This is a genomic window from Burkholderia sp. JP2-270 (assembly GCF_003233675.1).
Classification (GTDB): Bacteria; Pseudomonadota; Gammaproteobacteria; order Burkholderiales; family Burkholderiaceae; genus Burkholderia; species Burkholderia pyrrocinia_C.
The window spans coordinates 515,098-528,542 of record NZ_CP029824.1 but is presented as its reverse complement, the minus strand read 5'-3'; the positions used below and the strand labels follow the sequence as shown (position 1 = coordinate 528,542).

The following is a 13,445-nucleotide window of genomic DNA, read 5'->3' as shown; positions in this document are numbered from 1 at the left end:
AAAGAAAGCCGCCGGCCGGGCGGACGTTGCGATGTCCAGCCGGCCGGCGGCCCCTAGTGTAAGCGAGATGTGTGACGGCGAGAAACCGTCCGGCGCCGCGACGCGATGCCGCTCAACGCTCGTCGAAGCTCACGACGACCTTGTCGCTGATCGGATGGCACTGGCACGTGAGCACGAAACCGTCCTTCACTTCGTGCTCCTCGAGCGTGTAGTTCTTCTCCATCCGCACATCGCCCTCGATCACTTTCGCGCGGCACGTGCAGCACACGCCGCCCTTGCACGCGTACGGCAGCGCGAGGCCCGCGCGCAAGCCGACATCGAGCAGGCTCACGCCTTCGTACGGCAGGCGCAGCTTGCGCTTCTTGCCGTCGAGCACGATTTCCAGCTCGGCGGCCGGCGTCTCGTCGGTGATCTCGACGGCCGGCGCGCCGGCCTGCGGCAGCGGCGTGCCGAAACGCTCGACATGTACCTTCGCCTGCGGCACGCCGGCCGCCTTCAGCGCCGCTTCGGCCGCGTCCATCATCGGCGCGGGGCCGCAGATGAACGCCTCGTCGATCGCGTCGGCCGGCATCAGCGTAGCAAGGAATTCCGCGCATTTCGCCTGGTCGAGCACGCCGTTGAACAGTTCGACGTCCTGCTGGTCGTCCGACAGCACGTGATAGAGGACGAAGCGGTTCATGTAGCGGTTCTTCAGGTCCTCGAGCTCCTCCGCGAACATGATCGCGTCGACGCTGCGGTTGCCGTAGATCAGCGTGAACGTGCTGCGCGGCTCGAGTTCGAGCGTCGTCTTCACGATCGCGAGCACGGGCGTGATCCCCGAGCCGCCGGAAAACGCGACGTACTGCTTGCCGTGGTCCGCGTTCAAATGCGTGAAGAAGCGGCCGTCCGGCGTCATCACGTCGATCGTGTGGCCCGGCTTCAGCGCGTCGAACGCGAAGTTCGAGAAGCGGCCGCCGCGCACCCGCTTGATGCCGATGCGCAGTTCGCCGTCGCGGTCGTAGTCCGTCGTGCCGACGCAGATCGAATACGAACGGCGCGTCTCCTCGCCGTCGATGTGGGTCTTCAGCGTGACGAACTGGCCCTGCGTGAAGCGATATGCGTCGCGCAGCTCGGGCGGCACGTCGAAGGAGACGGTGACGGCATCGGCGGTCTCGGGCCGCACGTCGCGGATACGCAGCGGATGAAATTGCGGGGTCGCCATATTCAGTAGGGTTTGAAGTAGTCGAAGGGTTCGCGGCAGTCGACGCAGCGATACAGCGCCTTGCAGGCCGTGGACGCGAATTGCGCGAGACGTTCGGTGCGGGCGGAGCCGCAGCGCGGGCACGCGGGCGCCGCGACCGGTCGCGGCACGAAGCGCACGACGTTTTCCCGCGGCGCGGTGCTGCCGCACTGGCCGACCGGCGGCGCGATGCCGTACGCGCGCAGCTTGTCGCGCGCTTCCTGCGTGATCCAGTCGGTCGTCCACGCCGGCGCGAGCACCGTTTCGATCCGATGCGGCGGGAGGCCGGCCGCCTGCAGTGCGGCGGCGACGTCCTCGGCGATCTGCGACATGGCCGGGCAGCCCGAGTAGGTCGGCGTGATCACGACTTCGAGCAGGCCGTCGCCGGCGCGGCGGACGTCGCGCAGGATGCCGAGCTCGCGGATCGACACGACCGGGATCTCGGGGTCGGGCACGGCTTCGAGCACGTCCCATGCGCGGGCGAGCAGCGGATCGTCGTGACGCACGGCGGGCGCGGCGTCGGCGGGGGCGGCGGTCTGGACGGGCATTGTCGGGCTCCGTGGCGTTGGCCGGTTACCAGGTCGCGCCGGGGTGCTGGCGCGCGAGGCTCTGCATTTCCGCGAGCAGGTAGCCCATGTGCTCCGAGTGCTCGCCCTGCTTGCCGGTCGTCACATGCTTCACGGGCGCCGGCAGCGCGAGCGTCGCCTCGGCGAGCGCATCGTCCACGTCCGCGCGCCATGCGGCTTCGATCGCGGCCGGTGCCGGGCCGATGCCCGGTGCGGCGATCGCGTCGTCGATCGCATCGGCTGCGAAGAACTCGCGCGTGTACGGGGTCAGGTAGTCGAGCGCGTCCTGCGCGCGACGGTGCGATTCGTCGGTGCCGTCGCCGAGGCGAACGAGCCATTCGCGTGCGTGCTGCACGTGATAGCGGGTTTCCTTCACCGATTTCGCGGCGATCGCGGCAAGCTGCGTGTCGGTCGACGTTTCCAGCGCGGTCCACACGTGCAGCATCAGCGCCGCGTAGAGGAAGTTGCGCACGATCGTCACCGCGTAGTCCTTGTCGGCGTGCGCGGTGCCGGAGACCGGGCCGTAGTGCGGCAGCTCGGCGAGCGTGAAGTTCGCGAACTCGCGCTCGGTACGGAAGTACGCGTAGTCGTCCTCGGTCTTCGTCGCGCCGGTGAGCTGGCGCTCGAGTTCGGCGGCGTGCGTATACAGCATGCGCGCCTGGCCGATGAGGTCGAGGCTCATGTTGGTGAGCGCGATGTCTTCCTCGAGGATCGGGCCGTGGCCGCACCATTCGGCGTTGCGCTGACCGAGGATCAGCGCGTTGTCCGCGAGGCGCAGCACGTAGGAGAGGTGTTCGGGCGTGATCGTCATGGCGCGGGCGTTACATGTGGTTGACTTCGTCGGGCAGCGTGTAGAACGTCGGGTGACGGTAGATCTTGTCGCCCGCCGGCTCGAACAGTTCGGCCTTCTCGTTCGGATCCGATGCGGTGATCGCCGACGACGGCACCACCCAGATGCTCACGCCTTCCTGGCGGCGCGTGTAGACGTCGCGCGCCATGCGCAGCGCCATCGACGCGTCGGCGGCGTGCAGGCTGCCGCAGTGCTTGTGGTCGAGGCCCTGCTTGCTGCGCACGAACACTTCCCAGATCGGCCATTCCTTGTTCATCACTTTCTCCTGATTCCTGAATTCGATGGTGCCGCTCAGGCGGCGTGCTGTTCGGCGCGGGCGCGGCGCTTCGCTTCGTGCGCGAGCGCGGCTTCGCGCACCCATGCGCCGTCCTCGTGCGCTTTCACGCGGGTCGCGAGCCGTTCCTTGTTGCACGGGCCGTCGCCGTTGACCACGCGCCAGAATTCGTCCCAGTCGATCGTTCCGTAGTCGTGGTGGCCGCGCGCGTCGTTCCACTTCAGGTCGGGATCGGGCAGCGTGACGCCGAGCACTTTCGCCTGGTCGACCGTCGCGTCGACGAACTTCTGCCGCAGATCGTCGTTCGAGATCCGCTTGATGCCCCATTTCGCGGACTGGCTGCTGTGGACCGAATCGGCGTCGCTCGGGCCGAACATCATCAGCACCGGCCACCACCAGCGGTTCACGGCTTGCTGCACCATCGCGCGCTGCGCGTCGCTGCCCTTCATCATCGACAGCAGCGCGTCGAAACCCTGGCGCTGGTGGAACGACTCTTCCTTGCACACGCGGATCATCGCGCGCGCGTACGGGCCGTACGTGCAGCGGCACAGCGGGATCTGGTTCATGATCGCGGCGCCGTCGACGAGCCAGCCGATCACGCCGACGTCCGCCCAGGTCGGCGTCGGGTAGTTGAAGATGCTCGAGTATTTCGCCTTGCCTGCGTGCAGCGCGTCGATCAGCGAATCGCGCGACACGCCGAGCGTTTCGACCGCGCTATAAAGATAGAGGCCGTGGCCGGCTTCGTCCTGGACCTTTGCGAGCAGGATCGCCTTGCGCTTCAGGCTCGGCGCGCGCGAGATCCAGTTGCCTTCCGGCAGCATGCCGACAACTTCCGAATGCGCGTGCTGCGAGATCTGGCGAACCAGCGTCTTGCGATAGGCGTCGGGCATCCAGTCTTGCGGTTCGATCTTGCCGTCCGCGGCCATCACCGCATCGAACCGCGCCTGCTCGGGCGACTCGGCTGCGGCGTCGAGCGGCGCGACGTTGCCGGGGATGTCGAGGGATTGCGTGTACATGGCGAGATTCTCGTCCGGTTGAATGTGTGCGCAGTATAAACCAACCGACCGGTCGGTTAATAAATTTCTTGCGGATTTGCGGCGAGATTCGGGTAAACGAGGGACGTCGGGGCGCGACCAGCCGGCGCAAGCGCGGGCCACCGCGTGAGTCTTGCGTCTTCTGCGGCACAATGCCCGCTTTCCGATGAGGATTTTGCCGATGTCATTCCGAAGCAGTTTCGCCGCGGCCGTGTTGGGGGCGGCCGTTCTTGTGTCGCCGCTCGCGGCTTCGGCTGCGCCGGCAGGATGGGTTGCCGCATGGGCGACCGCGTTGCAGCCGATTCCTGACCTTGCCGCGCCGCCGCCGCTCTACCGCGCGCCCGACGTGGCGGGGCGGACTGTGCGCCAGATCGTCTACCCGACGGTGTCGGGACGGGCGGCGCGGATTCGCATGAGCAATGCATACGGTCACGCACCGCTGGTCGTCGACGCGGCGAGCCTGGCGCGTGGCGGCGACGGCGCTGCGCTCGCCGGCGGCGCGGCCGTGCCGGTCCGGTTCGGCGGCAAGGCGTCGGCGACACTCGCGCCGGGGCAGGAACTCGAAAGCGATCCCGTGGCGATCGACGTGACGGCGGGACAACCGTATGCCATCAGTCTGCAGATGGGACCGAACCAGCGGATGACGGTCTGGCACCGCGTGTCGAACCAGTTCAACTATGTCTCTGCGCCGGGCGATCACGTGAACGATCCGGGCGCTGCCGCGTTCCGCACCCGTTTTACCCAATATGCATGGGTGACCGAGCTGGCCGTCGAGGTCGGTTCCGCGCGAGCCAGCGTGGCCGCGATCGGCGATTCGATCACCGACGGACTGCGTTCGAGCGTGAACCGGAACCGCCGCTGGCCGGACGCGCTGGCGCGTCGGCTGACGGCGTCGGGTGCCGATTCGATCGGCGTCGTGAATCTGGGCATCAGCGGGAACCGGCTGCTCAGCGATTCCGCGTGCTACGGCACGTCGCTGGCGTCGAGGTTCGAGCGCGATGCGCTGTCGCGCGCGGGTGTGAAGGCAGCGGTCGTGCTGATCGGGATCAACGACATCAATTTCGCTGCAATGCCGCCGCGCGCGGGGCTCGATTGCGATCATCCGCACACGCAGGTCACGGCCGCGTCGCTGATCGACGGCTATCGTCGGCTGATCGACGCGGCACACCGCCAGGGCGTGAAAGTCTTCGGCGCGACGCTCACGCCGGCAGGGCTGCCGGCTGGCCGCGAGGCGATCCGGCTGGAGGTGAACCGGTGGATACGCAGCGGTGGCGGGTTCGACGGCGTGGTCGACTTCGATGCGGTGCTGCGCGATCCGGCGCACCCGAGCGTGCTGCAGCGCCGATACGACAGCGGCGACGGGATCCATCCGAGCGATGCGGGCTACACGGCGATGGCCGACGCGGTGCCGGTCGAGCAGTTGCGGGCTGGCATGGGAGGCAAGTGACGCGCTCCTATATATAGAGTGAAGCGCTGCCGGCGGCCTGGAGGCCAACGACGACATCCGGCCCGTCGAGCCCCAAGCCACCGTGCGCGTCAGCGCACGGTGGCTTTTTCAAAATAATTTCACAAAGGGGCTTGCGCGAAGGGTGCGGGGTGCATAGAATCACGCCTCTTTCGCGCTAACGGAAACGCGGCGCGGAAGAGGGGAAGCGAAGCCGGTGGTGTGCAGCAAGTTGGGCGCACGGCTGGCGCAGGAAGATGAGCCCCGCAGTCGCAACGAAGTGGTTGAAAAAGTTGTTGACGAGCTGCGAAACACGGTTCATAATCTCGCTTCTCTGCTGCTGAAAACGCAGCGCTGCTGAGAAACACGAAGTTTCTCGCAGAAATGCTCTTTAAAAATTAACAGCCGATAAGTGTGGGCGCTTGATGGAAGCGAGCTGATCCTCGGATCAGATAGCGAAAGTATCAAGAGTCTCACACTAAAGTAAGTCAGGTTTATGAAGCAATTCATATTCCTGTCAGCTTTGAGTGAGCGACCGGTTCGAAAGAACCGAAAACAGTAACAGGTTTAAACTGAAGAGTTTGATCCTGGCTCAGATTGAACGCTGGCGGCATGCCTTACACATGCAAGTCGAACGGCAGCACGGGTGCTTGCACCTGGTGGCGAGTGGCGAACGGGTGAGTAATACATCGGAACATGTCCTGTAGTGGGGGATAGCCCGGCGAAAGCCGGATTAATACCGCATACGATCTACGGATGAAAGCGGGGGACCTTCGGGCCTCGCGCTATAGGGTTGGCCGATGGCTGATTAGCTAGTTGGTGGGGTAAAGGCCTACCAAGGCGACGATCAGTAGCTGGTCTGAGAGGACGACCAGCCACACTGGGACTGAGACACGGCCCAGACTCCTACGGGAGGCAGCAGTGGGGAATTTTGGACAATGGGCGAAAGCCTGATCCAGCAATGCCGCGTGTGTGAAGAAGGCCTTCGGGTTGTAAAGCACTTTTGTCCGGAAAGAAATCCTTGGCTCTAATACAGTCGGGGGATGACGGTACCGGAAGAATAAGCACCGGCTAACTACGTGCCAGCAGCCGCGGTAATACGTAGGGTGCGAGCGTTAATCGGAATTACTGGGCGTAAAGCGTGCGCAGGCGGTTTGCTAAGACCGATGTGAAATCCCCGGGCTCAACCTGGGAACTGCATTGGTGACTGGCAGGCTAGAGTATGGCAGAGGGGGGTAGAATTCCACGTGTAGCAGTGAAATGCGTAGAGATGTGGAGGAATACCGATGGCGAAGGCAGCCCCCTGGGCCAATACTGACGCTCATGCACGAAAGCGTGGGGAGCAAACAGGATTAGATACCCTGGTAGTCCACGCCCTAAACGATGTCAACTAGTTGTTGGGGATTCATTTCCTTAGTAACGTAGCTAACGCGTGAAGTTGACCGCCTGGGGAGTACGGTCGCAAGATTAAAACTCAAAGGAATTGACGGGGACCCGCACAAGCGGTGGATGATGTGGATTAATTCGATGCAACGCGAAAAACCTTACCTACCCTTGACATGGTCGGAATCCTGCTGAGAGGCGGGAGTGCTCGAAAGAGAACCGGCGCACAGGTGCTGCATGGCTGTCGTCAGCTCGTGTCGTGAGATGTTGGGTTAAGTCCCGCAACGAGCGCAACCCTTGTCCTTAGTTGCTACGCAAGAGCACTCTAAGGAGACTGCCGGTGACAAACCGGAGGAAGGTGGGGATGACGTCAAGTCCTCATGGCCCTTATGGGTAGGGCTTCACACGTCATACAATGGTCGGAACAGAGGGTTGCCAACCCGCGAGGGGGAGCTAATCCCAGAAAACCGATCGTAGTCCGGATTGCACTCTGCAACTCGAGTGCATGAAGCTGGAATCGCTAGTAATCGCGGATCAGCATGCCGCGGTGAATACGTTCCCGGGTCTTGTACACACCGCCCGTCACACCATGGGAGTGGGTTTTACCAGAAGTGGCTAGTCTAACCGCAAGGAGGACGGTCACCACGGTAGGATTCATGACTGGGGTGAAGTCGTAACAAGGTAGCCGTATCGGAAGGTGCGGCTGGATCACCTCCTTTCCAGAGCTATCTCGCGAAGTTGAGCGCTCACGCTTATCGGCTGTAAATTAAAGACAGACTCAGGGGTCTGTAGCTCAGTCGGTTAGAGCACCGTCTTGATAAGGCGGGGGTCGTTGGTTCGAATCCAACCAGACCCACCATTGTCTGGCGGTAGTACCCTGAAGTTCTCTGTATATGGGGGCATAGCTCAGCTGGGAGAGCACCTGCTTTGCAAGCAGGGGGTCGTCGGTTCGATCCCGTCTGCCTCCACCAATCTTCAATGGGAAGCGTTTGGCTCACACGAAAGTGGCGTGTGAGACGAGCATTTGCCATTGGCGATTGAGCCAGTCAGAGTGATACGTAGTAGGTATCGGCTGTCGTTCTTTAACAATCTGGAAGAAGTAAGTAATTTGGATAGCGGAAGCGTCTTGAGATGGACGTGGAAGTTATCCGGGTTGTGATTGTATCGATGTATCTCAAGATGATTCGAACTCTATGTTTGACTCAATTTGGAATACGGCACAACGCGAGAACTCAACCTGTAGCGACTGTCGATGAGACAGACTCGTTATAGGGTCAAGCGAACAAGTGCATGTGGTGGATGCCTTGGCGATCACAGGCGATGAAGGACGCGGTAGCCTGCGAAAAGCTACGGGGAGCTGGCAAACGAGCTTTGATCCGTAGATGTCCGAATGGGGAAACCCGGCCCTTTTGGGTCATCCTGGACTGAATACATAGGTCCAGCGAAGCGAACGCGGTGAACTGAAACATCTAAGTAACCGCAGGAAAAGAAATCAACCGAGATTCCCAAAGTAGTGGCGAGCGAAATGGGATGAGCCTTGCACTCTTTATTTGTATTGTTAGCCGAACGCTCTGGAAAGTGCGGCCATAGCAGGTGATAGCCCTGTAGGCGAAAACAGTATGAAAGAACTAGGTGTGCGACAAGTAGGGCGGGACACGTGAAATCCTGTCTGAAGATGGGGGGACCATCCTCCAAGGCTAAATACTCGTGATCGACCGATAGTGAACCAGTACCGTGAGGGAAAGGCGAAAAGAACCCCGGGAGGGGAGTGAAATAGATCCTGAAACCGCATGCATACAAACAGTCGGAGCCTCGCAAGGGGTGACGGCGTACCTTTTGTATAATGGGTCAGCGACTTACGTTCAGTAGCAAGCTTAACCGTATAGGGCAGGCGTAGCGAAAGCGAGTCCGAATAGGGCGTTCAGTTGCTGGGCGTAGACCCGAAACCAAGTGATCTATCCATGGCCAGGATGAAGGTGCGGTAACACGTACTGGAGGTCCGAACCCACTAACGTTGAAAAGTTAGGGGATGAGCTGTGGATAGGGGTGAAAGGCTAAACAAACTTGGAAATAGCTGGTTCTCTCCGAAAACTATTTAGGTAGTGCCTCGTGTCTCACCTTCGGGGGTAGAGCACTGTCATGGTTGGGGGGTCTATTGCAGATTACCCCGCCATAGCAAACTCCGAATACCGAAGAGTGCAATCACGGGAGACAGACATCGGGTGCTAACGTCCGGTGTCAAGAGGGAAACAACCCAGACCGCCAGCTAAGGTCCCCAAATATAGCTAAGTGGGAAACGAAGTGGGAAGGCTAAAACAGTCAGGAGGTTGGCTTAGAAGCAGCCACCCTTTAAAGAAAGCGTAATAGCTCACTGATCGAGTCGTCCTGCGCGGAAGATGTAACGGGGCTAAGCTATATACCGAAGCTGCGGATGCGTGCTTTGCACGCATGGTAGGAGAGCGTTCCGTAAGCCTGCGAAGGTGCGTTGAAAAGCGTGCTGGAGGTATCGGAAGTGCGAATGCTGACATGAGTAGCGATAAAGGGGGTGAAAGGCCCCCTCGCCGTAAGCCCAAGGTTTCCTACGCAACGTTCATCGGCGTAGGGTGAGTCGGCCCCTAAGGCGAGGCAGAAATGCGTAGCTGATGGGAAGCAGGTCAATATTCCTGCACCATTGTTAGATGCGATGGGGGGACGGATCGCGGAAGGTTGTCCGGGTGTTGGAAGTCCCGGTCGCTGCATTGGAGAAGGCGCTTAGGCAAATCCGGGCGCGTAATTCAAGGGTGTGGCGCGAGCTCCTTAGGGAGCGAAGCAATTGGAAGTGGTTCCAAGAAAAGCCTCTAAGCTTCAGTCTAACGATGACCGTACCGCAAACCGACACAGGTGGGCGAGATGAGTATTCTAAGGCGCTTGAGAGAACTCGGGAGAAGGAACTCGGCAAATTGGTACCGTAACTTCGGGATAAGGTACGCCCTTGTAGCTTGACTGGCCTGCGCCAGGAGGGTGAAGGGGTTGCAATAAACTGGTGGCTGCGACTGTTTAATAAAAACACAGCACTCTGCAAACACGAAAGTGGACGTATAGGGTGTGACGCCTGCCCGGTGCCGGAAGATTAAATGATGGGGTGCAAGCTCTTGATTGAAGTCCCGGTAAACGGCGGCCGTAACTATAACGGTCCTAAGGTAGCGAAATTCCTTGTCGGGTAAGTTCCGACCTGCACGAATGGCGTAACGATGGCCACACTGTCTCCTCCCGAGACTCAGCGAAGTTGAAGTGTTTGTGATGATGCAATCTACCCGCGGCTAGACGGAAAGACCCCATGAACCTTTACTGTAGCTTTGCATTGGACTTTGAACCGATCTGTGTAGGATAGGTGGGAGGCTATGAAACCGGAACGCTAGTTTCGGTGGAGCCGTCCTTGAAATACCACCCTGGTTTGTTTGAGGTTCTAACCTTGGCCCGTGATCCGGGTCGGGGACAGTGCATGGTAGGCAGTTTGACTGGGGCGGTCTCCTCCCAAAGCGTAACGGAGGAGTACGAAGGTACGCTAGGTACGGTCGGAAATCGTGCTGATAGTGCAATGGCATAAGCGTGCTTAACTGCGAGACCGACAAGTCGAGCAGGTGCGAAAGCAGGTCATAGTGATCCGGTGGTTCTGTATGGAAGGGCCATCGCTCAACGGATAAAAGGTACTCTGGGGATAACAGGCTGATACCGCCCAAGAGTTCATATCGACGGCGGTGTTTGGCACCTCGATGTCGGCTCATCTCATCCTGGGGCTGTAGCCGGTCCCAAGGGTATGGCTGTTCGCCATTTAAAGAGGTACGTGAGCTGGGTTTAAAACGTCGTGAGACAGTTTGGTCCCTATCTGCCGTGGGCGTTGGATATTTGAAGGGGGCTGCTCCTAGTACGAGAGGACCGGAGTGGACGAACCTCTGGTGTACCGGTTGTCACGCCAGTGGCATCGCCGGGTAGCTATGTTCGGAAGAGATAACCGCTGAAAGCATCTAAGCGGGAAACTCGCCTTAAGATGAGATATCCCTGGGGACTAGATCCCCTTGAAGGGTCGTTCGAGACCAGGACGTTGATAGGTCAGGTGTGTAAGCGCAGTAATGCGTTCAGCTAACTGATACTAATTGCCCGTAAGGCTTGATCCTATAACAAGTCTGCCTTGTAGATCGGCGCCGTGCGAAAGCACTGGCTGCAAGATCCAGAGCGACAAGTTGGATTCTCGTGTGTGATACACACAACCTAATTACTGCTTCTTCCCGATTGGTCGCGCTGCGAAGCAACGCGACAACCCTCTTTGCCTGATGACCATAGCGAGTCGGTCCCACCCCTTCCCATCCCGAACAGGACCGTGAAACGACTCTACGCCGATGATAGTGCGGATTCCCGTGTGAAAGTAGGTAATCGTCAGGCTCCCTAAGCCAGAAACCCCCGCCCAAAAGGCGGGGGTTTTTGCATTGGCGCGGCGCAAATGCGTGCCGCGTCCCGCAGGGGGTAGCGCGCCCTTTTCGTCGCATCAACAGCAACTCACTCCAGCCAGGTTGGCCCACGCGATGGCGGCTCGAACTGCCGTGACCTATCATCGCCCCATCTGCTGCTCGCCGCGACGGCGATTAATTTTGCCCCCTGGCTGATCAGGCGGCTGGTCAATTCTTCGCAGGAACCTCCTTCACCGATCTGCCCATCACCGAATACGGACTTGTGTAGCGTAGTCCTGCTTTTCAACGATCAGCCATCTCGTCGTGATCGTCGGCACCTTGAGCCCATCCTCGGCCAAAATCACAATCGTCGTTCAACGGTTTCAGGGTACCGCTTGTGTCTCCGATCGCCGTATCGATTGCCCGCAACAGTCAGCATGAAGAATCGTCCAGCGATCACTGATCGACTCGCACCGTTCGCGTGAGCCAAATATTAACTGTCGCATGCCCGATTTTCGGAGTGTTGATGCTGCAAGTCTTGAGCAACCGGCGCCACGTAAAGCTGCGCGGTTGTAGGGCATCAAGACCAGCGTCACGTCGCTATCGAGCGTCATTTCGTATTCGAAATCACTGATTTTTCTGCAAAGTTGCTTCCTTGGGCGCAAGGGAGGCATGTGGCCGGTTGCAAGAAGTCAGGCGGCAACACCCGCAGCGACACCCGCGAGCTCATGAGGTGGCCATCCCTGGAAACCCACACGGTTGCTCTTGACCAGCACTGGTCGGCTGTCTCGCAACACGTTCTCCTCGACGAGCGAATAGGCGGTACCGCCGAGGCAGCCCGACCTTCTCCCCTTAGCGCGAAGTGCGTACCACCGGCGTCTACGGCAGTCGATCGTACCGTGCATGCAGTACTTCGATCGCCGAGCGCGAAGCGTTCGGCCGGCGGAAACCGATGGATCATGTTCCGACCTTGATCCCGAATCGGCACGAGCATCGCCGGTCACCAAGTGACGGACCTCGACGACTGCGCATCGCAGGTCAGATTTCCGGAGTCCTCGGATGTATGAGGCACGGCGAAAGCTCCTGCGCAGAAGCCACCGCAGACATCCGCGTTCAGTTGTGCGAGGCGCGGGCATGGCACGGACGGGCGGGATGCCCCGTGTACGCGGCGGATTCGCGGTGATAGGCCGACAAGGTGCTGCTGGCCAGTTTGCGCGACGGACCGGCCGGCGCAATGCCGCACTGCTGAGCGTCCGCCGCGACGGCGCCGCCGCGGCGCGAGGTAATCGGGTGCGTTGGGTGTATATCGTTGCCAAGTAGCGGCCGTAGCACGTCGAGGCTGGCCGTGGTCGGACTCATCTTGTCGCGCGTCACATCCGGAGCCTGCTGCGACGAGGTTCACTGATACATCATCGAGCGGCCGAGAATACGCGGTTGCATCCAGATTCGTCGCGCGCGCCACCGCCGCCGCGACGCCCTTCGAGCCAAGGTGGCCAGCGTCGAGGACCGGTTTCAGCCGCTCATAGGCAGCGAGTGCGACGACCTCCTTCGGGCGTCCCCGGGGCGTGGCTGTCGGCCAACGCCTGTTGGCGGATCTTCGCGATCGTGCTTGAGTGGTATCAGGTAAGGGCCCTCATGAACACTGAGCGGGGATCATCGAAGCCGCCCGGCACGAAATTTGCAAAAATTTTGCGTCTACCCGCTTGGCATTGTGCACGAGAGGTCGTATGATGGCGGTCTTTCGTTTTTAGCGCAGATGCAGATCAGCGCTAAAGGCGGAGTCTGACGAGGATGTGGCGCCGATCGGCAATATCTCGTGCTTGCCTTAGCCAGGCAAGGGAGGGGGATCGGTGGTAGCGCAAGTGTCGGGAAGAGGGTTAAAAATAATCTTCCGGATGTGCTTGACAAGAGTGCGATGCACCCCCATAATCGTCAGTTCTCTACGGAGGGGTGCCCGAGTGGCTAAAGGGGGCAGACTGTAAATCTGTTGGCTTACGCCTACGTTGGTTCGAATCCAACCTCCTCCACCAAGATATCAGCGCAGTTGAGCGGTAGGGAATCGTTAGTGGCCCGTGCGGGTGTAGCTCAATGGTAGAGCAGAAGCCTTCCAAGCTTACGACGAGGGTTCGATTCCCTTCACCCGCTCCAGACCGCGAAGTTGAAGCGTAAAGCGCCCATGTGGCTCAGTGGTAGAGCACTCCCTTGGTAAGGGAGAGGTCGGCAGTTCGATCCTGCCCATGGGCACCAGCAG

At 60.3% G+C, this 13,445-nt stretch carries 6 protein-coding genes, 5 tRNA genes and 3 rRNA genes; 9 read left to right on the top strand and 5 right to left on the bottom strand.

Annotation, left to right across the window (positions count from 1 at the left end; translation table 11 throughout):
- Positions 1 to 112 precede the first annotated feature (112 nt).
- Genes paaE through paaA form a run of 5 tightly spaced genes read right to left on the bottom strand, consistent with a single transcriptional unit; the run spans position 113 to position 3,925 of the window.
- Positions 113 to 1,201: a 1,2-phenylacetyl-CoA epoxidase subunit PaaE gene (paaE, locus tag DM992_RS02545; RefSeq protein WP_111015514.1), complete on the bottom strand. Its 1,089-nt coding sequence runs from the start codon at positions 1,199 to 1,201 to the stop codon at positions 113 to 115.
- Positions 1,202 to 1,203: 2 nt separating this feature from the next.
- On the bottom strand, positions 1,204 to 1,767 hold the full coding sequence (gene paaD / locus DM992_RS02540) for a 1,2-phenylacetyl-CoA epoxidase subunit PaaD (RefSeq protein ID WP_111015513.1): 564 nt from the start codon (positions 1,765 to 1,767) through the stop codon (positions 1,204 to 1,206).
- A gap of 25 nt (positions 1,768 to 1,792) precedes the next feature.
- The gene (gene paaC, locus DM992_RS02535) at positions 1,793 to 2,596 is read right to left on the bottom strand and encodes a 1,2-phenylacetyl-CoA epoxidase subunit PaaC (protein WP_111015512.1); all 804 of its coding nucleotides are present in this window, start codon (positions 2,594 to 2,596) and stop codon (positions 1,793 to 1,795) included.
- 10 nt (positions 2,597 to 2,606) lie between these two features.
- Positions 2,607 to 2,891 (bottom strand): 1,2-phenylacetyl-CoA epoxidase subunit PaaB, encoded by a 285-nt coding sequence (gene paaB / locus DM992_RS02530; protein ID WP_010092957.1) that lies wholly within the window; start codon positions 2,889 to 2,891, stop codon positions 2,607 to 2,609.
- Between the two features lie 35 nt (positions 2,892 to 2,926).
- On the bottom strand, positions 2,927 to 3,925 hold the full coding sequence (gene paaA / locus DM992_RS02525; protein WP_034183965.1) for a 1,2-phenylacetyl-CoA epoxidase subunit PaaA: 999 nt from the start codon (positions 3,923 to 3,925) through the stop codon (positions 2,927 to 2,929).
- A 199-nt stretch (positions 3,926 to 4,124) separates the two neighbouring features.
- On the opposite strand from paaA, the gene DM992_RS02520 reads away from it, so the two are divergent.
- The 9 genes from DM992_RS02520 (at position 4,125) to DM992_RS02470 (ending at position 13,441) form a co-directional block, all read left to right on the top strand.
- A complete protein-coding gene (locus DM992_RS02520; protein ID WP_111015511.1) occupies positions 4,125 to 5,390 on the top strand; it encodes an SGNH/GDSL hydrolase family protein in 1,266 nt (421 codons plus the stop codon).
- A gap of 566 nt (positions 5,391 to 5,956) precedes the next feature.
- Positions 5,957 to 7,489, top strand: a 16S ribosomal RNA gene (locus DM992_RS02510).
- A gap of 63 nt (positions 7,490 to 7,552) precedes the next feature.
- A tRNA-Ile gene (locus DM992_RS02505) sits at positions 7,553 to 7,629 on the top strand.
- Between the two features lie 36 nt (positions 7,630 to 7,665).
- Positions 7,666 to 7,741 (top strand) — tRNA-Ala (locus tag DM992_RS02500).
- Positions 7,742 to 8,042: 301 nt separating this feature from the next.
- Positions 8,043 to 10,924 (top strand): 23S ribosomal RNA (locus tag DM992_RS02490).
- A gap of 152 nt (positions 10,925 to 11,076) precedes the next feature.
- Positions 11,077 to 11,189 (top strand): 5S ribosomal RNA (rrf, locus tag DM992_RS02485).
- The 16S, 23S and 5S rRNA genes sit together here with 2 tRNA genes alongside, the layout of an rRNA operon.
- 1,949 nt (positions 11,190 to 13,138) lie before the next feature.
- Positions 13,139 to 13,224: transfer RNA gene (locus DM992_RS02480), tRNA-Tyr, on the top strand.
- 44 nt (positions 13,225 to 13,268) lie between these two features.
- A tRNA-Gly gene (locus DM992_RS02475) sits at positions 13,269 to 13,342 on the top strand.
- A 24-nt stretch (positions 13,343 to 13,366) separates the two neighbouring features.
- Positions 13,367 to 13,441 (top strand) — tRNA-Thr (locus DM992_RS02470).
- Positions 13,442 to 13,445 lie beyond the last annotated feature (4 nt).

Bases quoted from the DNA above. Each gene is read 5' to 3' on its own strand.
- paaB (WP_010092957.1), bottom strand. From the start codon at position 2,891: ATGAACAAGGAATGGCCGATCTGGGAAGTGTTCGTGCGCAGCAAGCAG.
- paaE (WP_111015514.1), bottom strand. From the start codon at position 1,201: ATGGCGACCCCGCAATTTCATCCGCTGCGTATCCGCGACGTGCGGCCC.
- paaC (WP_111015512.1), bottom strand. From the start codon at position 2,596: ATGACGATCACGCCCGAACACCTCTCCTACGTGCTGCGCCTCGCGGAC.
- paaA (WP_034183965.1), bottom strand. From the start codon at position 3,925: ATGTACACGCAATCCCTCGACATCCCCGGCAACGTCGCGCCGCTCGAC.
- DM992_RS02520 (WP_111015511.1), top strand. From the start codon at position 4,125: ATGTCATTCCGAAGCAGTTTCGCCGCGGCCGTGTTGGGGGCGGCCGTT.
- paaD (WP_111015513.1), bottom strand. From the start codon at position 1,767: ATGCCCGTCCAGACCGCCGCCCCCGCCGACGCCGCGCCCGCCGTGCGT.